The organism is Streptomyces flaveolus (genome assembly GCF_000716535.1).
Taxonomy (GTDB): Bacteria; Actinomycetota; Actinomycetes; order Streptomycetales; family Streptomycetaceae; genus Streptomyces; species Streptomyces flaveolus_A.
Genome location: NZ_JNWV01000025.1, coordinates 39,212 through 60,491 on the forward strand (window position 1 = coordinate 39,212; position 21,280 = coordinate 60,491).

18 protein-coding genes and 2 pseudogenes are annotated in these 21,280 nt (G+C 71.7%); 8 read left to right on the plus strand and 12 right to left on the minus strand.

Features of this window, described 5'->3' with window-relative positions:
* Positions 1-48: 48 nt before the first annotated feature.
* The 3 genes from OO52_RS26480 to OO52_RS26490 form a co-directional block, all read right to left on the minus strand.
* Entirely contained in the window at positions 49-786 is a 738-nt protein-coding gene (locus OO52_RS26480) for a flavodoxin family protein (protein ID WP_030646583.1), read from the minus strand.
* Between the two features lie 211 nt (positions 787-997).
* On the minus strand, positions 998-1,630 hold the full coding sequence (locus OO52_RS26485; RefSeq protein ID WP_030646584.1) for a response regulator: 633 nt from the start codon (positions 1,628-1,630) through the stop codon (positions 998-1,000).
* Positions 1,630-2,901: a sensor histidine kinase gene (locus OO52_RS26490; protein WP_030646587.1), complete on the minus strand. Its 1,272-nt coding sequence runs from the start codon at positions 2,899-2,901 to the stop codon at positions 1,630-1,632. Before OO52_RS26490 ends, OO52_RS26485 begins: the two co-directional genes overlap by 1 nt.
* A gap of 206 nt (positions 2,902-3,107) precedes the next feature.
* On the opposite strand from OO52_RS26490, the gene OO52_RS26495 reads away from it, so the two are divergent.
* Both OO52_RS26495 and OO52_RS26500 read left to right on the plus strand, forming a co-directional pair.
* Positions 3,108-3,827, plus strand: a complete 720-nt coding sequence (locus OO52_RS26495) for an ABC transporter ATP-binding protein (protein WP_030646588.1) — start codon at positions 3,108-3,110, stop codon at positions 3,825-3,827.
* Positions 3,821-6,276 (plus strand): annotated as a pseudogene (locus tag OO52_RS26500) (FtsX-like permease family protein). Before OO52_RS26495 ends, OO52_RS26500 begins: the two are co-directional and overlap by 7 nt.
* Positions 6,277-6,328: 52 nt before the next feature.
* Here OO52_RS26500 and OO52_RS26505 read toward each other — a convergent pair.
* Positions 6,329-6,880, minus strand: a complete 552-nt coding sequence (locus OO52_RS26505; RefSeq protein ID WP_030646590.1) for a YciI family protein — start codon at positions 6,878-6,880, stop codon at positions 6,329-6,331.
* Between the two features lie 292 nt (positions 6,881-7,172).
* The gene (locus OO52_RS26510; RefSeq protein WP_030646593.1) at positions 7,173-8,393 is read right to left on the minus strand and encodes a membrane protein; all 1,221 of its coding nucleotides are present in this window, start codon (positions 8,391-8,393) and stop codon (positions 7,173-7,175) included.
* Between the two features lie 68 nt (positions 8,394-8,461).
* Here OO52_RS26510 and OO52_RS26515 point away from each other — a divergent pair, with 68 nt between their 5' ends.
* The 4 genes from OO52_RS26515 to OO52_RS26530 all read left to right on the plus strand — a co-directional run bounded on the left by OO52_RS26515 (position 8,462) and on the right by OO52_RS26530 (position 12,428).
* Positions 8,462-9,481: an ArsR/SmtB family transcription factor gene (locus OO52_RS26515; protein WP_030646595.1), complete on the plus strand. Its 1,020-nt coding sequence runs from the start codon at positions 8,462-8,464 to the stop codon at positions 9,479-9,481.
* A 52-nt stretch (positions 9,482-9,533) separates the two neighbouring features.
* Positions 9,534-10,259: a hypothetical protein gene (locus OO52_RS26520; RefSeq protein ID WP_158712571.1), complete on the plus strand. Its 726-nt coding sequence runs from the start codon at positions 9,534-9,536 to the stop codon at positions 10,257-10,259.
* Between the two features lie 548 nt (positions 10,260-10,807).
* Positions 10,808-11,575, plus strand: a complete 768-nt coding sequence (locus OO52_RS26525; RefSeq protein WP_030646598.1) for a GNAT family N-acetyltransferase — start codon at positions 10,808-10,810, stop codon at positions 11,573-11,575.
* Positions 11,576-11,720: 145 nt separating this feature from the next.
* Positions 11,721-12,428, plus strand: coding sequence for a hypothetical protein (locus OO52_RS26530; RefSeq protein ID WP_037629410.1), 708 nt, complete (start codon positions 11,721-11,723; stop codon positions 12,426-12,428).
* 8 nt (positions 12,429-12,436) lie between these two features.
* On the opposite strand, the gene OO52_RS26535 is transcribed toward OO52_RS26530, so the two are convergent.
* Genes OO52_RS26535 through OO52_RS26550 form a run of 3 tightly spaced genes read right to left on the minus strand, consistent with a single transcriptional unit; the run spans position 12,437 to position 15,103 of the window.
* Positions 12,437-13,603 carry an epoxide hydrolase family protein gene (locus tag OO52_RS26535; protein ID WP_234339781.1) on the minus strand — a complete coding sequence of 389 codons (1,167 nt, stop codon included), beginning with the start codon at positions 13,601-13,603 and terminating at the stop codon, positions 12,437-12,439.
* Complete coding sequence (locus tag OO52_RS46165; RefSeq protein WP_051818563.1) at positions 13,569-14,498, minus strand: MFS transporter; 930 nt, start codon at positions 14,496-14,498, stop codon at positions 13,569-13,571. The genes OO52_RS26535 and OO52_RS46165 overlap by 35 nt, the downstream gene beginning before the upstream one ends.
* Positions 14,495-15,103, minus strand: a complete 609-nt coding sequence (locus OO52_RS26550; RefSeq protein WP_030646606.1) for a TetR/AcrR family transcriptional regulator — start codon at positions 15,101-15,103, stop codon at positions 14,495-14,497. The genes OO52_RS46165 and OO52_RS26550 overlap by 4 nt, the downstream gene beginning before the upstream one ends.
* A gap of 277 nt (positions 15,104-15,380) precedes the next feature.
* Here OO52_RS26550 and OO52_RS26555 point away from each other — a divergent pair, with 277 nt between their 5' ends.
* On the plus strand, positions 15,381-15,806 hold the full coding sequence (locus OO52_RS26555; RefSeq protein WP_030646608.1) for a VOC family protein: 426 nt from the start codon (positions 15,381-15,383) through the stop codon (positions 15,804-15,806).
* 362 nt (positions 15,807-16,168) lie between these two features.
* On the opposite strand, the pseudogene OO52_RS26560 reads toward OO52_RS26555, so the two are convergent.
* The 3 genes and pseudogenes from OO52_RS26560 to OO52_RS26570 all read right to left on the minus strand — a co-directional run.
* Positions 16,169-16,586: pseudogene (locus tag OO52_RS26560) on the minus strand (lipid II flippase MurJ); the annotation flags it as partial.
* A 106-nt stretch (positions 16,587-16,692) separates the two neighbouring features.
* A complete protein-coding gene (locus tag OO52_RS26565) occupies positions 16,693-17,313 on the minus strand; it encodes a LysE family translocator (protein WP_030646612.1) in 621 nt (206 codons plus the stop codon).
* Entirely contained in the window at positions 17,307-18,455 is a 1,149-nt protein-coding gene (locus OO52_RS26570) for a diaminopropionate ammonia-lyase (RefSeq protein WP_030646613.1), read from the minus strand. Before OO52_RS26570 ends, OO52_RS26565 begins: the two co-directional genes overlap by 7 nt.
* A 150-nt stretch (positions 18,456-18,605) precedes the next feature.
* Here OO52_RS26570 and OO52_RS26575 point away from each other — a divergent pair, with 150 nt between their 5' ends.
* Positions 18,606-19,526: a LysR substrate-binding domain-containing protein gene (locus OO52_RS26575; protein ID WP_030646615.1), complete on the plus strand. Its 921-nt coding sequence runs from the start codon at positions 18,606-18,608 to the stop codon at positions 19,524-19,526.
* 524 nt (positions 19,527-20,050) lie between these two features.
* Here the strand turns inward: OO52_RS26575 and OO52_RS26580 are convergent.
* Positions 20,051-21,049, minus strand: coding sequence for a LacI family DNA-binding transcriptional regulator (locus tag OO52_RS26580; RefSeq protein ID WP_030646617.1), 999 nt, complete (start codon positions 21,047-21,049; stop codon positions 20,051-20,053).
* Positions 21,050-21,280 lie beyond the last annotated feature (231 nt).

The following is a 21,280-nucleotide window of genomic DNA, read 5'->3' on the forward strand; positions in this document are numbered from 1 at the left end:
CGTCCACTGCCGGGAGGCCGGTGCCGGTCTCCGAGCGTGCGGCCTGACCTACCGGTGCTCGGGATTCTCGTAGTCGTGACGGCAGCCCGCGTCCCAGGCGGTGCGCTGGTTGCCGTAGGCGGGGATGCCACCCAGGTCCTTCAGCGCCCGCGCCAGGTGCAGCAGGTTCCAGGTCATGAAGGTGGTGTTGCGGTTGGTGAAGTCGTTCTGCGGTCCGCCCGAGCCAGGGTCGAGGTAGGAGGGTCCGGGCCCTGCCTCACCGATCCATCCGGCGTCGGCCTGCGGCGGGATGGTGTACCCCAGGTGCTGGAGACTGTAGAGGACGTTCATGGCGCAGTGCTTGACGCCGTCCTCGTTGCCGGTGATGAGGCAGCCGCCGACGCGGCCGTAGTACGCGTACTGACCGGCTTCGTTCAGCAGGCTGGAGCAGGCGTAGAGCCGCTCGATCACCTGCTTCATCACAGAGCTGTTGTCCCCCAGCCAGATCGGTCCGGCCAGCACGAGGATGTCGGCGCCCATGACCTGCCGGTACAGGTCCGGCCAGGCGTCCGTCTCCCAGCCGTGCTCCCTCATGTCGGGCCACACGCCGGTGGCGATGTCGAGGTCCACCGCCCGGACGACGTCGACACGCACGCCCTGCGCGCGCATGATGCCGGTGCTCCGGTCGACCAGCCCCTGGGTGTTGCTCGTCTCCGGCGAGCGTTTGAGGGTGCAGTTGATCACCAGGGCCCGCAGGTCGTCGTACCGGGCCGGAGGTGTCTCGGTGGAGGGCGACGAAGCGGTCATACGGTCCTCCCAGAATCCTGCCGCCACCCCTGCGCGGCGGCGCGCCCACATCCAGACCAAGCCTGTGGGCCGCCCCCGGCAGGCGCCACCACAGCGCCTCCGAATGGCCGGGCACCCCGCGCACCCGGACGCGGGAGGTTCCCCGGCGTTCAGGGGTTGCCGTGGTCGCGGGCACACGCGGCGTCTCTCGCCGCTCCACAGCCCTGCCGGGTCAGGCCCGCAGGTAGGTGAGGACGGCCAGGACCCTGCGGTGGGTCGCGTCCGTCGGGGGCAGGTCCAGCTTGGTGAGGATGTTGCCGATGTGCTTGCCGACCGCTGCTTCGGAAACCACCAGTTCCTTGGCGATCGCGCCGTTGGACCTGCCCTCGGCGATCAGTGCCAGCACCTCGCGTTCGCGCGGGGTGAGCTGTTCCAGCGGATCGCGGCGGCGGCGCAGCAACTGGCGTACCACCTCGGGGTCGACCACGGTCCCGCCGTCCGCCACCTTGCGCAGCGCACCGACGAACTCCTCGACCTGGCCGACCCGGTCCTTGAGCAGGTAACCGACGCCTGATCCGTCGCCGGAGTCCAGGAGTTCGGCGGCGTACGTCCGTTGCACGTACTGACTGAGGACCAGGACCGGGAGGGTGGGGTTCTTCTCGCGCAGCCGCACGGCCGCGTGCAGGCCCTCGTCCTGGAAACCGGGCGGCATGCGTACGTCCGTCACCACGATGTCGGGGGCCTGCTCCTCGACCGCGGCGATCAGTGCCCGCGCGTCCCCGACGGCCGCCACCACCTCGTGGCCGCAGCGGTCGAGCAGGCCGACGAGCCCCTCCCGCAGCAGCACGCTGTCTTCGGCCAGCACTACGCGGAGCGATCGCCCGCCTTGGTCAACTCGCAAGGAAACTCCACACGCAACAGAGTCGGTCCACCCGGCGGACTGGTCAGGGCAAGTCTGCCATCCAGGACCGACACCCGGTCCGCGAGACCGGTGAGGCCGCTGCCCTCCGAGGGGTCCGCGCCGCCGCGGCCGTCGTCGCGCACCTGGAGGAACAGGCGTCCATGGCGATGGCCGCCGCTCACTCGCGCCCGGGCGGCGCGGCTGTGTTTGGCGACGTTGGCCAGTGCCTCGCAGACCACGAAGTACGCGGCGGACTCGACCGCCTGGCTCGGCCGGCCCGGCAGCTCGAGATCGACGTCGACGGGGACCACGCAGCGGTCGGCGGCGTCGGCGACCGCTGCCTGGAGGCCGTAGTCCGTGAGGACCTTGGGGTGGATGCCGTGGATGAGCTCGCGCAGCTCCGCGAGCGCCCTGCCCGCCTCCTCGTGGGCCCTGGTGAGTTGGTCGGCGAGCGGGCCGGGCGGGGCGTCGAGGCGGGCCAGCCCGAGGGCCATCGTCAGGGCCACGAGGCGCTGTTGGGCGCCGTCGTGCAGGTCGCGCTCGATACGGCGCCGCTCGGCCTCGAAGGCATCCACCAACCGGGCGCGGGAGCGGGCCAGTTCGAGCACCTTGGCGCCGAGCTCCCCCTCGCGGGAGGCGATCAGCAGCCGGGTCAGCTCGGCGCGGGCTCCCGCCACGACGCCGAGCGCGTAAGCACCCAGGCCCACCAGGAGCAGGCCCAGTACGGCGGTGCCGAAAGCGGCCGGCCATGTGGTGACCGTCCACTGCTTGAGCACCTTCGCCTCGTGGCCGTCGCCGACCGTGGTCATCAGGAGCGGGGTGGCGACCATGGACAGCGGGAAGAGCAGGGCGACCGTGATCGCCAGCGCGTCGACGGGCCACAGCAGCCCGGCGAACAGCAGCGCGTAGCCGAGCTCCCGCCAGGTCGCCTGTTCGCGCAGCCGGGTGGTCAGCCACGCCCGCAGTCCCGGCGCGGCCGGCACCCGGTGCCGGCCGGACACCGGGGTGGGGTCGATCAGGCGCAGCCTGAGCCGCTCCACCGCGGCCACCGGGATCCCGCCGAGGGCGACCACGACGAGCAGGGGCAGCCCCACCAGGACGACGGCGAGCACACCGCAGACCGCCGCCACCACGACGATCCCCACCAGGGTGGCGACACCGGTCACCGCACCGGTGAGGAGGTACGCGGCGCAGCGCCAGGGCCCGGCCGACAGCAGGAAACCCGGCCGGGACATGGCCTGCCACACGTTTCGAGGGTGCATGTGCACGACCGTAGGTGGCCCGCACCGGTCGGCGCCATCGGTCCAGTGTCCGTGCCTGGGGTAGGCCTGGCCCTACCTCAGGTCTCGTTCCCGCCGTACTGCGTCACGACGGGAGTCCGCGGTTTCGTGGAGGCACCAACGAGCCAAGGAGCGAATGCTGGTGGGGGAACACATGGGAAGTGACGCGGTCCGTGATCCGGCGGTACGGTGCGGGCGGTACGTCCGTCACCGCCCTCGACGAGGTGTCACTCGCCTTCCCGAGGGGGACCTTCACCGCCGTCATGGGCCCGTCCGGGTCCGGCAAGTCGACCCTGCTGCAGTGCGCCGCCGGCCTGGACCGGCCCACGTCGGGCTCGGTCACCGTGGGCGGCACCGAGCTGACCAGGCTGAGCGAGACCGAGCTGACCCTGCTGCGCCGCGAGCGCATCGGCTTCGTGTTCCAGGCGTTCAACCTGCTGCCCTCGCTGACCGCCGAACAGAACGTGGCCCTGCCGCTACGGCTGGCCCGCCGCCGCCCGAAGAAGGCCGAAGTCCGCGAGGTGCTCCGACAGGTCGGACTCGGCGACCGGGCGCGGCACCGGCCGGCGGAGATGTCCGGCGGCCAGCAGCAGCGGGTCGCCCTGGCCCGCGCCCTGATCACCCGCCCCGACGTCCTGTTCGGCGACGAGCCGACCGGCGCGCTCGACTCGCGGACCGGCCGGGAGGTGCTGACCCTGCTGCGCGGCATGGTGGACCGGGACGGGCAGACGGTCATCATGGTCACCCACGACCCCGTCGCCGCCTCCCACGCCGACCGCGTCGTCTTCCTCGTCGACGGCCGTGTCAACGGCGAGTTGATCGGCGCCCGTGCCGAGGACGTCGCGGCGCGCATGACCAGGCTCGAGGCGGCGCCGTGCTGAGCACCACGCTGCGCACCCTGCGCACCCGCTGGGTCACCTTCGTCGGCACTTTCGTCGCCCTCTCCCTGGGCGTTGCGCTGATCGCCGTCATGGGTCTGGCCCTGGCCTCCTCGCTGGACGCACCCGCCCGGGGACCGGAGCGGTTCGCCGCCGCGCCGGTCGTCGTCAAGGGCCAGGACACACTCGAGGTGCCCACCTCGATCGGCGACCGAACCCAGAGGCTCGCGCAGCCGCGTGCCGTGCCCCACGACGTGGTCACGAAGCTGCGCGGCCTCGGGACCGTCGTCGAGGACCGGTCGTTCGCCGTGCGGGCCGAGGGCGCCCCGCCGACCTGGTGGGTCACCCTTGGTCCACCGCGGCCTTCGCGCCGTACGAACTCGACGCGGGGCGCGCGCCCGAGGCGGCGGACGAGGTCGCCGTCAGCGGTGACTGGGCCCGTCCGGGCACCCGGGTACGGACCGACGCCGGCACGGTGCGCGTCGTCGGCACCGTGGCCGGGCGCGGTTTCGAGAACGCCGTGTTCTACACCGACGCCCGCGCCGCCGAACTGTCGCCGCGCAGCCTCCAGCTCGTGGTCGACGCCGACGCGGCGGCCGTGCGCGAGGCGGTGCGCGGCAGCGAGGGCGTCCAGGTCCTCACCGGTCGCGCGCGCCGGTACGCCGACGCCGATCCCGACCGGGACGGCGAGGCCCTCACCGCGATGACCGCCATGTTCGGCACGGCCGGCGGCGTCAGCGGGTTCGTGTCGGTGTTCGTGGTGGCCTCGACCTTCGCGTTCGCGGTGGTCCAGCGGCGCCGCGAGTTCGGGCTGCTGCGCACCGCCGGGGCGACCCCGGGACAGATCCGCCGCATGGTCGTCTCCGAGGCGCTCGTGGTCGGTGCGCTCGCCTCGGCCGCCGGATGTGTGCTCGGCTCCTACGGGGCTCCGACGCTCGCCGCGTGGGCGGTCGACGAGAGCCTCGCACCCCGCTGGTTCACCATCGGGGACTACACGTGGCCTTACCATCTGGCGTTCTGGACGGGCCTGTTGGTGGCCCTGTGCGGCGTGCTGGCCGCGTCCTGGCGGGCGGGGCGCACCGGTCCCACCGAGGCGCTGCGCGAGGCGTCCGTCGACACCGGGGCGATGACATGGGGCCGCCGGCTGTCCGGCACGGCCCTGCTGGTCACCGCCGCGGTGACGCTGGCTCTCACCCTGGCGACGGACCCGGGCGACCTGCTGCAGCGCAAGACCTATGTGAGCCGGCCGATGCTGCTGATCAGCGCGGTGGCGCTGCTCGCGCCGGTGCTGGTGCGGCCACTGAGCCGGCTGATCGCCTGGCTGCCGGCCCAACTGCCCGGCGCGGGCGGGATGCTGGTGCGCGAGAACGCCGCGGCCGGGGTGCGCCGCACCGCCGCCGTCGCGGCTCCCGTGCTGGTCACGATCGCACTGGCCGGCTCGCTGCTGGGCGCCGCCGCGACCCTGAAGGAGGCGAAGGCCACCGAGGCGCGCGAGCGGACGGCGGCAGATTTCGTGGTCACCCCGGCGGGCGGCGCCGGCTTCGACGAGGCGACGCTGCGGCGGCTCCGGGCCGTGTCCGGTGCCGAGGTCTCGGCGAGTTCGTCGAGCGCCGTGTACGTCCTGGAGGACGGCGTGGCGCTCATCAGATCCGACGCCAGGGCCGCCGAGCCGGTACCGCTCGCGGCGACGGCCCGGCTGCCGCTCACCGCGGGGAGGGTGAGCGATCTGGACGACGGCTCGATCATCGTCAACGAGGAGTGGCAGAGGCACACCGTGGGCGAGCGGGTGGACGTGTGGCTCGGCGACGGCACGAGAAGGTCCCTGAGGATCGCCGCGGTCATGCCCATCGGCACCGGCGACAACGGCGTCTACGTCACCCCCCGCAACGCCCCGACGGCGCCCGTCGACCGGGTCGACGTACGCCTCGCGGACGGTGCCGACGCGGCCGCCGTGGCCGCCGGCCTGCGTCAGGCGGTGCGGGCGTCGAGCGGGACGGTCCTCACCGGGGACGCCTGGGTGCGGGCGACGTCCCCCGAGACCGACCGGACGACCCGGATGGGCTTCTTCCTGGTCCTCGGGATCGCCCTCCTCTACACCGTCATCTCGCTGGCCAACACGATGGTCATGACGACCTCCGACCGGGTCCGCGAGCTGGCTGTGCTGCGGCTCGCCGGCGCCACCAGGTGGCAGGTGCTGCTGCTGGTGGGCGCCGAGGCGCTGATGGTGGTCATGGTCGGCGGACTGCTGGGCGCACTGGTCGCCGGTCTCAACCTGGTGGGCATGTGGAGCGCGCTCGGTCTGCTCTCGGTGCGGACGTCCATCGAGATCCCGTGGGACACGCTCGCGGCGGTCCTGGGTGCCTGCGCGGTGCTCGCCGTGATCTCGGCGGTCGTACCGGCGGGCCTCTCCATGCGCCGCGGGGCGGTGGAGTCGGCGGGCGTGCACGACTGACGTCCGAGCGAGCCCGGGCCGGTCCTCGACGTCGGCGCCTCGACCGGCCCGGCTAGGAAGGGCGCCCGCCGAACTGCCAGTTGTGCACCTCGATGTCGTCGTACCGGTCCCGGGTCAGGATGGTGCGTGCCGTGTCCGGGTCCGGCGCCCGGACCAACGCCGCCGTTCCCAGCCAGGTGTCGCCGTCGTCGGACAGCAGCGGCCCGTAGGCGATCAGCCCGTCCCGGTCGGAGGGGACCGCGAGGTCGGCGGCTTGCCCGGCGCCGAGGCCGAGCACCAGGTACCGGTTGCCGCCGGCCCGGCCGCCGGGGAAGTCCCACATGGTGCGCCCCAGCGTGTTGCGCCACCGTCGCAGCAGCACGTCCCGGTAGACGCCGGCCTGGTGGTTCGGCTCGTCGAAGGCGAACGCGCGGGCAGCGGCGGGATCGGGCAGGTCGACGATGTGCACGCTGCCGGTGGGTGTGTTGCCGTCGGCGGCCAGGGTCGGACCCCGGGCGATCACCTCCTTGGCGTATCGGTCCATGTAGGACCAATGCTCTTCCCGTAGTTCACGGCGCAGGGGCAGGGAGCCGGGCCGGTCGCGGTGGTAGCAGAAGAACTCCATGCCCAAGGATCTCTTCGCGAAGGTGACCGGGTCGAGCGGGTTTACGGTGACGGCTGGCCGTTGGCCTGCGGCTGGGCCAGGCCCTGTCGCTTGGATCATCCCGGCGGGGGTCCGGCACGCACGTCTGCCGCGTTGTCGTCGGTTGCCAACTCCCCCGCGCTCGGCTGCGCTCGCGCGGGGACCCCCATCGCGTTGTCGCCCTCCTCCGCCTTGCGGCTGCACGCACCAGACCCCGCTCGGCTCGGCTCGAGGGCACCGCTCCTCGTAGCCGGCCTGGTCCAAACGACAGGGCTTAGTCCGTGGCGGCGGGTTCCGGCGCGACGCCCGGACGCGCACCGGGGGCGGCCGACTGTCGCCGCCCGTGCCTGTCCAGCGCCGCGAGTATCAGGGTCACGGTGACCGAGGCGGCTGCCATCAGCGTCATCGCCGTGGCCGGGGAGGTCAGTTGGGCCAGCGTGCCCGCGAGGGCGGCGCCGACGCCCTGCAGGGCGGCCATGCCGGTGGTGTGCAGGCCGAGGGCCTGGCCCGCGAGGTCGTCGGGTGTGAGGGCCATCAGGCGTTCCTGCAGGACCAGGCTCGCGGCGAAGCCGACCGAAGCGACGGTGACGGCCACGGCCGACAGGGCCACTCCCGGCCGTAGCACGAAGAACAGGTAGGGAGCCGCCAGCAGCAGGCGCAGCGGGATCGCGAGACGGGGGCGCACCGCGGGCGGTACCAGGCGGCCCACCGCCATGTCACCCAGGAACATGCCCAGGGCCCCGAACGCGTACAGCGTGCCGGCGGCTCCGGGGGCGTAGGAGACGTACAGCGAATCGCTCCCGACCACCAGGCCGTTGGGGACCCACAGGCCCAGGTACGTCAGGCGGCGGGGGCGCGAGGACCACAGGAGGGCATTGCTGCGCCAGGTCGCCGAGACGGACGGGCGGCCCGAGGAACGTGGCGGGCGGAGGGTGAGACCCAGGCGGGTGACGAGGGCCGACGTCAGGTACAGCGCTGCCGCGAGGAGCAGACAGGTGCGCGGGGACAGCAGCGCCAGCAGTGCGCCGCCCGTCGCGAATCCGGCCATCTGCGTCAGGCCCCAGAGCATGTTGAAGACCGAACGGCCCAGGACGTAGCCGTCCTTGGACAGGATCTCGTTCAGCAGTCCCCCGCGCACTCCCCCGCCCAGCGAGGCGACCAGCCCCTGCGCGAGTACGACGGCGAAGACCGCCCAGACCGGCAGGCCGGGCAGCGCCAGCACCACCGTGGCGGCCGCGAAGGCGAGGGCGAGGCCGGACAGGATCGCACGCGCGGGCAGGCGGTCGGCGCCCGAGAGCAGGAGGGCGGCCCCCAGCAACTGCGCCAGTTGCGGGCCGAACATGCTCACCGCCGACAGGAGTGGGGAGCCGGTGGCCCGGAAGACGAGCGTGCCGAGGGCCAGGCCGCCGATCGTCTGGGCCGCGGCGAAGGCGGCGAAGGAGAGCAGGAACGGGGTGAACTCCGGGGTGCGGAACAAGGCTCGGTAGCTGCGCATGCGTCGCAGTCTCGGAGCAACAGCGGGGCCGTGTTCAATGTTTCGACGACAGACGAAAGGTCGTACCCATGGGCTTGTGGCAGATCGGCACCGACACGCTGGCCCGCAGCCGGTTCGTGCTCTCGCCCTTCGCCGAGACCTTCGCGAGCCTGAAACTGCTGCACGCGGGAACCGGCTCCCATCCGTGTGAGGAGGCCTGGCTGCGCGCGCACCTGCCCGGCTACCGCGCGCGCCTCGCGGCCGACCCGGTGGCCGCGCACCTCGTGCGGGCGGCACTCGGCACGTCGTGGATCGCCGACTTCTTCTGCCCCACCTCATGCGTCGGCGAGAGCTTCGAGGAGACCGTGGCCCGGGTGCGGGCGGCCGGGGCCGACCAGGCGCGGGCCGACCTACGGGTGTCCCTGCGCGGCCCGCTCCCCGCCGCCCTGGAGCGCGACGACCTGCCCGAGCGGGCGACCGCGCTGCTGACCACCGTCTGGGAGGAGACCGTACGGCCGTACTGGGACCGCCGGCGACGCGTCCTGGAGGCCGACATGGTCGCGCGAACCGCGCGGGTGCACCAGGGCGGCTGGGCGGCCGTGCTGGACTCGCTGCGGCCGGGGATGCGGTGGCTCGGGGAGAGCCGGTTCCAGGTCAACCTGAACGCGTATCCGCCTCGGGAGGTGGCCGCCGGTGCCGAGCTGCTGTTCATGCCGGTGACGCCGGGGGCCGGGTGGGTGTCGTGGAAGGGACGGGAGCGGTACGCCGTCGTCTACCCGTGTCTCGGCGTACTCGCCGAGGACCACGACCGGCGGCCCGTACCGGCCGGGCTCGGGGCGCTCATCGGGACCGCGAGGGCCGGATTGCTGACGCTGCTCGGCACCCCCATGAGCACGACCCAGCTGGTCGCCGTGACCGGGCAGGCGCTGGGGTCGGTGGGTGGGCATCTGCGGGTGCTGCTGGACGCGGGTCTCGTGGAGCGACGCCGTGCCGGACGGTCGGTGCTGTACGTCCGGACGGCGGCCGGGGAGGTACTCATGGAGGCGTCGGGAACCAGTACCGGTCACCGGGAGCCGGGACCGGATGATCCACTAGGGTCTGTCCGATGAGTCAGGAACAGGTGCGTCCACCTCGGCTGCCATCGGGCGCTTCAATGCCCAGGTGGTGAACTGGACGCAGATGCACGACTGCTACGGGGATGTCGATCGCGTTCCTGCGCTTCTGGAGCGGGTGGAGCTCGAGGACAACGCCGAAGCATGGGAGGAACTGGGATACCGGCTGGTCCTCGAACACGACCTCGTCTTCCCCGCCGGCTTTGCCGCCCTGCCGCGCCTGGTGCGTCTCGCCTCAAGTAACGCACGGGCGCGTGGACTGGCCGGGGCGATCCTGCGACGGGCGGCAGGACACCACGGCTGCGACGATCTGCTGGCGGACTGCGCCGACGCGATCATGGAGTTCCGGAAGCTGCTGGACCGGCACCTGCGATCACGGCCGGTCGACTACCTCGCGACCTTCCTCGATCTGCTTGCGGCCAAGGAGGCATACCACTGGAGTGCCGTAATAGGGGACTTCACGGACGACTTCTACCACCTGGCCTGCCCCCACTGCGCCGTGGAAGTGACGATTGCCATCGGGGATCACGGGCGCTATTCAGCGATCCGGGACTGGCACCTGGGCGACGTTGACCGTCGCGGCCTGCGGCCGGCGTCCGCCGGGGAACTTTCCGGCACCGGTCGGTGGATGCACGAGACTGCCGTCCGCGACGGGCACGAGGTACCGGCCGATGGATTCGCCCATCTCTTCGGCAAGGCCGAATGCCCGAACTGCGCCAGCGTGTTCAACATCGCGGACGAGTACACATCCGCCAACCGCCCCGTCCTGCGATAAGAGTGATCTGCGCCAGACGAAGACAGTGGTGAGCAAGGCCGCAAAGGCAACGAGCAGGATCCGACGGTGGCCGCAACTCGCAGCGAGTCACCCATGTGGTCGCAGGGCTCCTTGTCGTGGTCCGTGTGCTGCATGACATAGAACGGTGAGGGGCGCGATTGGTTCCGCCCTGCTTTCAGACCCGGACGACAGCACCTTGCCACCCACCAGGCCGGGGGGCATTCCCGCTTGCTCTCCTGCTTACCGCCGTGGGAGCCTCCTTCCAGCTTTCCGGCACGCACCCACTCACGGCGAAGGACTGAAGCCAATTGATCACGGCGCCCCGCAGCGGCCGCCGTCGGCACTGACCGTCTCCCTCGGGGGCAGCGGTCACCGGTGTCACATCCGTCTCCTCACGGCGGCCCAACGACGCGGTGGTGAAGACCACCGCCCCACCTCCCTGCTCGGAGGTGCCCCGGCTGCGGCCGGTACGACAGCTCGCGCGCTGTCATCGATCCGCCCGCGCGGCGGCAGCGCGCTCCGCCTGTAGCTCCAGTGAGGACACCACCGTGGACATCACCGTCCAGAGCTTTGCCGTCGCCAACCTGCGCCGCCGCCCCGCAGCGCTCGAGATCGGCGGTTTCGTCGCGGGATTCGACCCGACGACGACCAGTCCCTACATCAACTACGCGACCCCGGTGCCCGGCACCCGTCCCACCGACCGAGACGTCAGCGTGCTGATCGAGGCGTTTCGCGAGCGCGGGCTCAAACCACGGTTGGAGTTCGCCCCGCAGGCCGCACCAGCAGTGGAAGCGGCAGTGCGCCGGGCGGGGTTCGCCACGGAGGCTGTGCACGAATACATGGTCTGCACGCCCGCCACGCTGATGCCGCGGCCGACCGGCAACCGGACAACTGCCGGGCTCAGCGTGGAGATCCCGCGCACGGATGAGGACTACGCGGCGATCGACGCGGCCCTGTCCGAGGCGTTCGCCGGTGACTTCGCTCCCTCTCCCGAAGGCGCCGCCCGACTACGGCGCACTCAGGAGAACGGCGGTGCGGTCCGGTTCGTCCGGGCCCCCGATGGCGGATGCGCCGGCGCGGCCTCCTGCTCCGCGCCGGCCGTGGGCACGTCGGAGTTGGCGGGTGTGGGGACCCGCCCGGCCTTTCGTGGCCGCTCAGTTGCCGCCTCGGTCACGTGGGCACTGACCCAGGCCATGTTCTCTCGAGGAGCAGGATCGGTCTGGCTGGAGTACGCGGGCGAAGGATCCCGCCGCGTGTACGAACGCGTCGGCTACCGGCCCCAAGGCACTCGTCTGTACATGAGCCTCGAAGGATGAGGCGCCCGGTGGTGACGGTCATGCCGTCACCACCGCTCTGTGCCTGCTGGACAGGCACGCGCTCGCCCACAAGCGCCCTGAGCCTCTCTGAGCGACCTGACGTAGCACCCGGCGCGGTGGCCGGCAGCGGTGCGAGGATGCTGTCGTGCTGGATGCGATCGATGCGGTGGACTGGGGTGCCGTACCGGGCCACCCCGACTGGTACGAACCGGCTCGTGCCGCCGAGGGCCTGCGGGCCCTGGCCGATGCGGCGAACCTGGTGGAGGCGGCGGAGGCCGGCTCGCTGCTCGGTGGCGGCGGAATCGTCCACGGCCACAGTGCGGCGGTGTTTCCGGCGGCCGCGGTCGCGACCCCCTTCCTCCTGGAGATAGCTCAGCGGGGCCACCCGGCGGCGCGCGCCGCCGCGTTGGGACTGATCGACGAGGCCTTGTCGTCCTATCCCCACGCCGAGTACACGCGGGTGACGACGCCCTACGGCACAGCGGTCCCGATCTGCTGCGCCATCGCCGACCATCTGCGATCCCGCACGGCTCTCCTCGCGAGACTGGGCAAGCGAGGCAGGGCACTGCTTGCCGATGCGGCCGAGCACTGGCGCTTCGAGATCCGGGAGTGCGTCGCCGACGGCACTGACACGGCGGCCTTCGGAACCCTGGTCGGCCGCTTCCCGGGCGGTGTACAGGCGGTGGAACTGCACCTCGGCGGGGAGATCGCCGTACTGGACGAGGTTGCCCTCGAATACCCCCCTGTGCAGGGCTCTCTCGAAGCGTGCCTACGGGTGAGGGGACGGCGTCCGGGCGAACTGCCGCCCGGCGCCGTGCTGTTTTCCGAGGCGTGCGGTGAACGCGTGCACTGAAGAGTCCGTCACGCCTCCCGTCGTGGAGCCGGAGGCGAGGGGGAACGGTGGTCACGGAAGAACTCGGTGATGTCGTGGGCCAGCAGGTCGGGTTCCTCGTGGGCGGCGAAGTGTCCGCCGCGGGGCATGCGGGTGTAGCGCGTGAGGTTGTAGGTGCGCTCGGCCCAGCTCCGTGGCGGCTGACTCAGGTCGGCGGGGAACAGGGCCAGGGCGGTGGGGACGTCCACCCGCCGCACCCGCCGGGTCAGGTTGTGCGCGTACTCGTAGTAGGGCCGGAACGACGTGGCGATCGTGCCCGTGAACCAGTAGAGGGACGCCTGCGTGAGCACGAAGTCGTCGCTGAAGCGCGAGGACAGGTCACCCCCGCAGTCGCTCCACGCGCGGTACTTCTCCGTGATCCAGGCCAGCACGCCGGCGGGTGAGTCGGTCAGGGCGGGGGCGAGGGTGAGGGGGCGTGTGGCCTGCTGGTGCATGTAGCCGCCTTCCTGTTCCTGCCAGGCCGCGACGGAGGCGAGGTAGGTCTCTTCCTCGGGGGTGAGTCCGGCCGGGTCGTGGTCGGCCGGGGGCGCGGCGGCGAGCAAATGGATGGCGACGACCGCCTCGGGGTGGGCCTCGGCGAGCCGTGAGGTGATGCCGGCGCCCAGGTCTCCGCCGTGTGCCGCGTAGCGACGGAAGCCGAGTTGGTCGTGCATCAACCGGTGCCAGAGGTCGTGGGTCTGTTCGGCCCCGGTGAGCGTCGGCCGCTGCGGTGAGAAGGCGAAGCCTGGCAGCGAGGGGACGATCACGGTGAAGGCGTCCTCGGCCTTCCCTCCGTACCGGGAGGGAGTGGCCAATCGCTCGGCGAGCGCGGTGAGTTCCAGGACGGAGCTGGGCCAGCCGTGGGTGAGCACGATGGGCAGCGCGTCCGGGTGTTCGCCGTCGTAGCGGAGGTAGTGCACGGGCGTGCCGTCGAGGTCGACGAGGTGGGAGGGCAGAGCGTTGATGGCGGCCTCGTGGGTCCGCCAGTCGTAGCCGGAGGCCCAGTGGGTGACGAGGCGTCGGAGTTCCGCGAGGTCGGTGCCGGCCTCCCAGGCGCTGACCGGCCAGGGCTCCGGCCATCTTGTGGCGCGCAGCCTGGCGCGGAGGTCGTCCAGTTCGGCGTCACTGACCTTGATCATGGGTGTATCGGTCGGCACGGTGCTCTCCTCGGTGTGCTGGGTGTTCCGGCCGGGCGGGGCCGGCGTCGACGGCTTCTTCGCGCGCGGCTTCTTCGTGCGCGGGTTCTTCGTGCGCGGGCGGCGGGGCTGCGCGGGCGGCGCCCGCCAGAGGGATGGCTGCGGCCATGAGGGCGGCGACGACCAGCAGAGCCGGTGCGAGGGCGGTCCGGTCGGCGAGGAATCCGATCAGCGGCGGGCCGCAGACGAAGCCGCAGTATCCGATCGAGGTGATCACTCCGACCCGGACGGCGGCTCTGGCGGGATTATCGGAACCGGCGCTCAGACCGACGGGGAATCCGAGTGCCGCGCCCGCTCCCCGCAGCAGCGCGCCGGCGAATCCCGTCCACAGACCGGGTCCGAAGGCGAACAGGACGACCCCGGAGGCTGCCGAACCGGCCGCCGCGCGCAGGGCGCCGGGCCGGCCCAAGCGGTCGACGATCTGCGGCCCGAGCCAGCGGCCCAGCGTGACCGCCGCGAGGAACGCGGCATAGGCGAGGGTGCCGACGGAGGCCGCGGTGTGGTGGCGGTCGATGACGGCGAGGCTGATCCAGTTGCTCCCCGCCCCTTCCGCCAGGGCGAAGGCCAGTGCGACGAGACCGACGCCGATGAGCACAGCCACCGCGGTGACGGCCCGCCGGGGCCCGACGCGTGCGACGACGGTCCCTGCCAGGGGCAGTGCGGCGACACCGCCGACCGCGATCAGCAGCAGGAGAAGGCCCACCGATGCGGCGTCCAGGTCCATTCGCTCGCGGATCTGCGGCAGCCGGGACACCCACGTCGCTCCGGCCAGGCCCAGGGCGGCGAAGACCAGGTACGTCGACCGTACGGCCATCCGGGTCTCACGCGAGTACGGGCCGCCGGCCGGTGTGTTCACGCCCCCGGTCCTATGACCGGGCCGAGGGTCTGCGCGATGGCAGCCCGTGTCTCCTCGCGAGGGTCCCGATCCGTCGACAGCAGCGCATGCATGATCATGCCCTCCAGCAGCGCGTCCAGGCGTGCGGCGGTCTCCGGTCCGGTGAAGCGGGCCAGTACGGCCCGGCCGGCCTTGGTCCACTCGTGTGTCAGCGCGCGCAGAGCGGGGTCGCGCAGCGCGGCCAGATGCAGCTCGAAGCCGAGGACTGCACTGCGGTGCCGGGACGGTCCTCCCTGGACGACGTCCACCAGGACGTCGATCAGGTCCTCGCGCGTCGCCACTTCGGCGAAGAGGGCTTCGTACTCGGCGGTCCGCTGTTCGACGTACCAGGTGAACGCCTGAGTCCGCAGTTCGGTCAGGCTCGCGAAGTGGTAGGTGACCGAGCCCAACGGTACGTCCGCACTGGAGGCCACTTTGCGGTGCGTGATACCGGCGACCCCGTCCGCGACGAGTACGTCCAACGCGGCGTCCAGGATCCGCCTCCTGCGCTGCGGATCGTGGCGCCGCGCGCGTCGTTCCCCGCGGCCTGCCGTCTCTTGCCCGTCGGGGGTTCCCATCCCATCCATAAGAACAAAAGTACACTACGTAAAGAACAATTGTTCTTATGGACCCGCTCGACGGGCCGACAGCACTAATCGGGATCTTGCGTTGCCGTGACGGACGGTGAGGCATTAGGGTCGCTCACGTGACTGCCGGGTCGGCCATGGGCCATACACGAGTGAGGCACCCGGCCTCGGCTTGAGCACGAGGCGGGCAAGAGCCCCGCCGCTCCTCCGCGTCTTCCCTCCAGCGCCCACACGTGGCGCCAAACAGCGGACCCAAGACCCGGAGACACACTCACACATGCCACATGATCAGCAGCGCAGGCCCGAACTCGCCTCGCCGGCCACCGTCCAGCTGAACCACACCGCCGTTTACGCCACAGACCGTCGACTGTCGGCCGAATTCATCGCCGCGATCCTGGGTCTGAAGGTGGGCGCCCCCTTCGGGCCGTTCCTACCCGTCGACCTGGGCAACGGCGTCACACTCGACTACTACGAGAAGCGCGACGAGCCGATCCAGTCGCAGCACTACGCGTTCCTCGTGCCCGACGATCAATTCAGCACCATGATCGCCCGCTTGGAGACGGTCGGTGTCACCTATTACGCCGATCCCAGCCACACCGAGCCCGGCCAGATCAACCGTCTCTTCGGCGGACGTGGCGCCTACTTCTCCGACCCGGACGGCCACAACATGGAGATCATGACTCGGCCGTACGTCCGCCCGTAGGAGGCCGTCTAGCGGCGCCGAGCCCTGACTCACGCGCCCCGCGTCCCCTGCCGGCGCTGCCCCTGACGCCCCGATGCGCCGGGGGCAGTGCTTGCTCGCTCCGAGTAAACATCGGGAGCGGGCAGCCGCCGCCAGACGTGGGAATCGATGAAGGGCCGCGGCCACCTCCCGTTGACTTGCGTCGGCCCGCCCCCCGTGCATCGTGACTCACGTACAGGACGGGCGGCTCAGGCGGAGCCGCTCGCGCATCTGGCTGGCATCACGGGGCGCGGTGACCGCTCCCCCCGTGGAGGGGAATCGGCAGATGAGCTCGGTGGCGCCACCAACGCGGCGACGCCCACGCCCTGCTCTGCGGCCCATGTCCACTATCTGCGGCGCCGCCCATACTGCCAGCGCAGTCCCCACGCCCAGCACGCACACCACGAGCGTGACCAGACGCTGCTCGTAGGCCCGACCGCCATCGGAGTTCGACGCACGGGCCCGCACCAGCTGCGGCACCAGCACGGCGTTGAGCGCACCACCGATCAGCAGCGTGTACAGGCTCGTCGGCACCGTGTTCGCCGTGTTGTACGTACTGGCCAGCAGGCCGGTTCCGAGCGCTGCGGCCTGCAGCACCTGGCGGATCAGCCCTGTCGCCCGGGACACCACCGTGCCACCGGCCATGAGTAAGGACGAACGAGCCAGCCCGTCCTCGTCCTTCTCGCGTCGGGCAGCATGCCGCCCCCTCGTCTGCTGCTCCTGCGGCATGGTCTGCGCCGCGGAGCTCGTCCCCTCCACCATGCCGTCAACCTATGTCCTCACGGTTCCACGGCCCGAATGTGCCTCCGTCACCACGCCGCGCGGGCTGGAGCGCTCATCGTCGTACGCACCGGTCGGGGGGTGCCGGTCAGCCGGAAGCGGTGGCGACCGCGAGGCCGAGGCCTATGAGCGCGACGCCCGTGGTCCGCCCGAGCGCACGGCGGAGCCGCGGCTTCTGGAGGACGGGCCCGGCCTTGGACAGCAGGAGCACGTAGCTGCTCAGCCACGCGAGGGTGAGCGTGGTGTGGAGGAGCACGAGGAGCTTCATGCCCCAGGAGGCGGGCAGCTGAGGCGGGGCCAGCGTCGGGAGCAGCCCGGTGTAGAAGACGGCGATCTTCGGGTTGAGGACGTTGCCGGCCAGGCCGGTCCGCCAGGGGCTCCCGGCGGCGGCAGGACCGGCATCCGTTCGGCCGGCCGGTGCCGAACGGCGGTGCTGCCACAGCGTCTGCGCGCCCAGGAACACCAGGTAGCCGGCGCCGAGGAGCTTGACGGCCAGGTAGGCCGCGGGCGAGGCGGCGAGCACGGCCGCGAGCCCCGCCACGGTCAGCGCACCCCACAGCAGCAGCCCGGTCGCGACCCCGCCCACGGTACGCAGCCCGTCCCGGGGACCGGCCATGAGCGCGCGTCGGGTCACCACCGCCATGTCCGGGCCGGGCACGACGGTGAGCAGTCCCAGGACGCCGATCGCGGTCACGACATGGGTCAGCACGCTGCCGGCCTCCCCCCGGCCGAACCAGACGCGCCGGAGTGCGGGTTGGCAGCCGTGCCCTCCGTGCTTAGCAGCACGACGACCGAGGACGGCCCCAACCCCAGCGCCGTACGGCGTTCCTCGGCCCCCACGCCGGTGAGCGCCGCGCGCAGACCGGCGAGCGACGCGGCCCCGCAGGGGCCCGCGGAGACACCGGCAGCGGCCAGATCACCGGCCGCCCGGGCGCTGTCGCCGTCCGAGACCGCGACCGCGGCGTCCAGCCCGTCGCGCAGACGGGGCCAGGCGATGCTGGACGGGGTACCGCAGTTCAGCCCGGCCATGGTGGTCTCCCCCGTCGGGACGCTGACGGGCGCGCCGAGGGTGAGGCTTTCCAGGACGCACGGCGCGGTCTCCGGCTCCACCGACAGCAGCGCCGGGGCACGTCCGGAGGGGCGGCTTCGGTAGTGGGTGACCACGGCCTGTGCCAGGGACCCCACGCCCACCGGTATGGAGACGAGATCGGGGCCTTCGGCGACCCCTTCGGCCGACAACTGCTCGTCGATCTCGGCGCAGAGGGTGGAGTAACCCTCGACGATCCAGCGCGGGATCTGCTCGTAACCCGGCCAGGCGGTGTCCTGGACCAGGACCGCGTCCGGCGCGCCGGCCGCCTCGGCCGCCAGGCGCACGGCCTCGTCGTAGGGTCCCGGGACCTCGGTGACCTTCGCCTGTTCTGCGACGATGGCCGCCACGGCCTGCGGATGCACGCCCTGCGGAACGAAGACGTGGGCCTCCTGGCCGAGGCGGCGGGCCATGCGGGCCACCGCTCGTCCGTGGTTGCCGTCGGTGGCGGTGACGAGGGTGACCGGGGCCGGTTCTTCGCCGTTCACCGTCCGCTCGGCAAGGGTGCGGTGGACCGCCCAGGACGCACCCAGGGCCTTGAACGCGGGCAGTCCCAGACGGCACGACTCGTCCTTGACGAAGACCCGGCCGACTCCCCACGCGTGCGCCAGCGACGGGAGTTCGGTCAGTGGGGTGGGCGCGTAGTCGGGCAGCGAGAAGTGGAAGGCCCGCACCTCGGCCGGCGCGGGTTCACACCGCCAGGCACGGGCATCGGAGCGCGCGAACCACGGCAGGGAACGGGAGGAGCAAGGATTGTCAGGCACAGGATCAGGGTGCGGTGCGCCCCTACGATCGGTCCAGCGAATGTTTTCGACCTATACTCATCAAAAAAACCAACTGATCGACCAATCGACTGATCCATCAATCGACCGATCGACCTTCGGTCCGGGAAGGCGAGGGAAGGCGGGCGCCCCATGTTCGATCTGCACCGACTGCGCCTGCTCCGGGAACTCAAGCACCGCGGCACCCTGGCGGCCGTCGCCGCCGCCCTCTCCTACGCCCCCTCCTCCGTCTCCCAGCAGCTCTCCCAATTGGAGACCGAGGTCGGCGTCCCGCTGCTGGAACCGGTCGGGCGGCGGGTACGGCTGACCGAGCAGGCCGAGATCCTCGTCGCCCACACCGAAGCGGTCCTCGAACGTCTGGAGCGCGCGGAGGCGGACATCGCCGCCTCGCTGTCCGACCTGACCGGCACCCTGCGCATCGCCTCGTTCCAGACGGCCGCCCTGGCCCTCGTCCCGACCGCGCTCGGCCTGCTGCGTGACCAGCACCCGCACCTGCGCGTCCACGTCACCCACATGGAGCCGGAGAAGGCCCTACCCGCCCTGCAGGCCCGCGACTTCGACCTCGTCCTGGCCGAGGAATACCCCGGCAACCCCAACCCTCGGCCCGCCGAACTGGAGCAGGAAGACCTGCTCGACGACCCCCTGCACCTGGCCCTTCCGAAGCCGGCCGACACAGCGGAAGCCGACGGCCCGACGGCGGCGCTGCGTTCACTCGCCGACCGCCCCTGGGTGATGGAACCCGAGGGCACCGCCGCCCGGCACTGGGCCGTGACCCTGTGCCGCGACGCCGGCTTCGAACCGGACGTACGGTTCGAGACCACCGACCTGCTGCTCCACCTCCGCCTCGTGGAGCAGAATCACGCCGCGGCCTTCCTGCCCGGCCTCGTCTGGACCGGACAGAGCCCGACCGTCACCCTGCGGCCCCTCCCCCGGGGCCGGCGCACGCGCCGCATCTTCACCGTCGTACGCCGCGGACGCGGCCGGCACCCTGCCGTGCGGGCGTGCCGGGAGGCCCTCCTCCGAGCGGTCAGCCTGCGCTCCGACCACGCGTGACGGAACGCACTGACTGGACCACCTCTGTCATGCCGCGCATTCTCCCCGGCACCAAGCCAAGCGCCGCCGTCGGACGTCTACGTGGGCCGGCGCTGGGTGCGGGACGAAGCACAGTCGGCTGCATCAGCCGCTCCGTGAACTCTCGGGCGTCCTCCAGGTCCTGTTCCTCAGCACTGATGTCCAGGCCGTGGTCCTCCATCGCTCTTCCCACTGTTCGGTGAGGCGCGCGACCTCGCACCCCATACCGGGACAGGCCTTGTCCCACTCGGCCAAGAACGCGGCATACGCTTCGTGCCGCTGTCCGCGGAGCCACTGCATGGGGCAGGCACTGGACGTGCTCAGGGCCGCGTTCGTGGATCATCTCGCTCCGATCGCTCAGCCGCGGCCGGCGGTGCGTTGGCCCGAGGCGGTGCGCAGGATGGAGGAGGCGCGGGAGAGGATGATCAGCGTGATGAGGGCAGAGGTGCGCTCTGCCCCGACCGTTCGCTGACCCGACCGTTCGCTGACCCCGCCCTCCGTCCGTCCTAGGCGGACTCGCGGAGCCGGAGTTCCGCGCGGGTCACGAGGTCGTCGGGGCCGAGTGGGCTGTCGCCTGTCAGCAGACGGGCCGCTTGTTCGACGGCGAGCGCTCCGAGCCGGCGGGTGTCGAGAGCCACGCTGGACAGTGGGGGCTCGACCAGCGTGCCGAGGGTCACCCCGTCGAAGCCGATCACGGCCAGGTCGCGCGGAACCTGGCGCCCCGTCCGGCGCGCGGCGCGGAGCGCCCCGATGGCGATGACGTCGTTAAAGGCGAAGACAGCGGTGACGTCCGGGTGCTGGCTGAGCAGGTTCTCCAGCGCCCTCTCGCCGCCCTCCACGCTCTGGTCCGCGCGGCACACGGGTCCGTCGCCGATTCCGCAGGCGGTCAGCGCGTCGGCGAACCAGGCGTGCCGGACGCTCGGTTCTGCCCGAGCGGCGTGGTCGAGCATGCCGATACGCCGGTGCCCTGCCTGGACGAGGTGTGAGATGGCCGCCCGCACTCCGTCCCTTCCGTCGATCCGGATGGAGCTGAAGCGTTCGGCGTCCTCGCCCCGGTCGATGAGTACGACCGGCAGCCCCCGGGTCCACTGCTCGATCTCGCTCTCGGGCCGACTGAAGTAGCCGACGACCGCGTCCACTTGGGAGGCGATCACCTGGAGCGTGCCGAGCTCCTCCTGTGCGCTGTCCGCGGTGTCGTAGACCAGGACGTGCCATCCGCGGGCACGCGCCGCCTCCAGTGCCGCCGCGGCGACCTCGGTGAAGAACGGGTTGAGCAGGTCGGGGATCACGAGACCGACGCTGATCGTGTCCTGGCGCACCAGCCCCCTGGCGAACCGGCTCGGCCGGTATCCCAGCGTCCGCGCGGCTTCGAGCACGCGCTGCTTGGTGGACTCGTCGATCTCCCCCTTGTCGTTCAGCGCGCGTGACACGGTCTGCCGGGACACCCCGGCAGACCGGGCGACATCGTGGATCGTCACCCTGCGGGACTCGGTGCCGGACGGCACTGTCACTCACCTCATCATCGTGATCCGAGAGTCTTGACACTCAACCGCACCCGAGCGCACACTTCCGAACGTTTTACAGCGCCCGTGAACGTTCCCGTGAACGCTCACGGACGGAAAATAACAGGAGCTTGCCCATTCCCGCCACGGTGCTCGGCGAACGAACCGACACCGTCGCGTTCGTCCATGTCACCCGCGGCATCCCGCTGAGTGAGTCAACGTCGACCCGGCCCG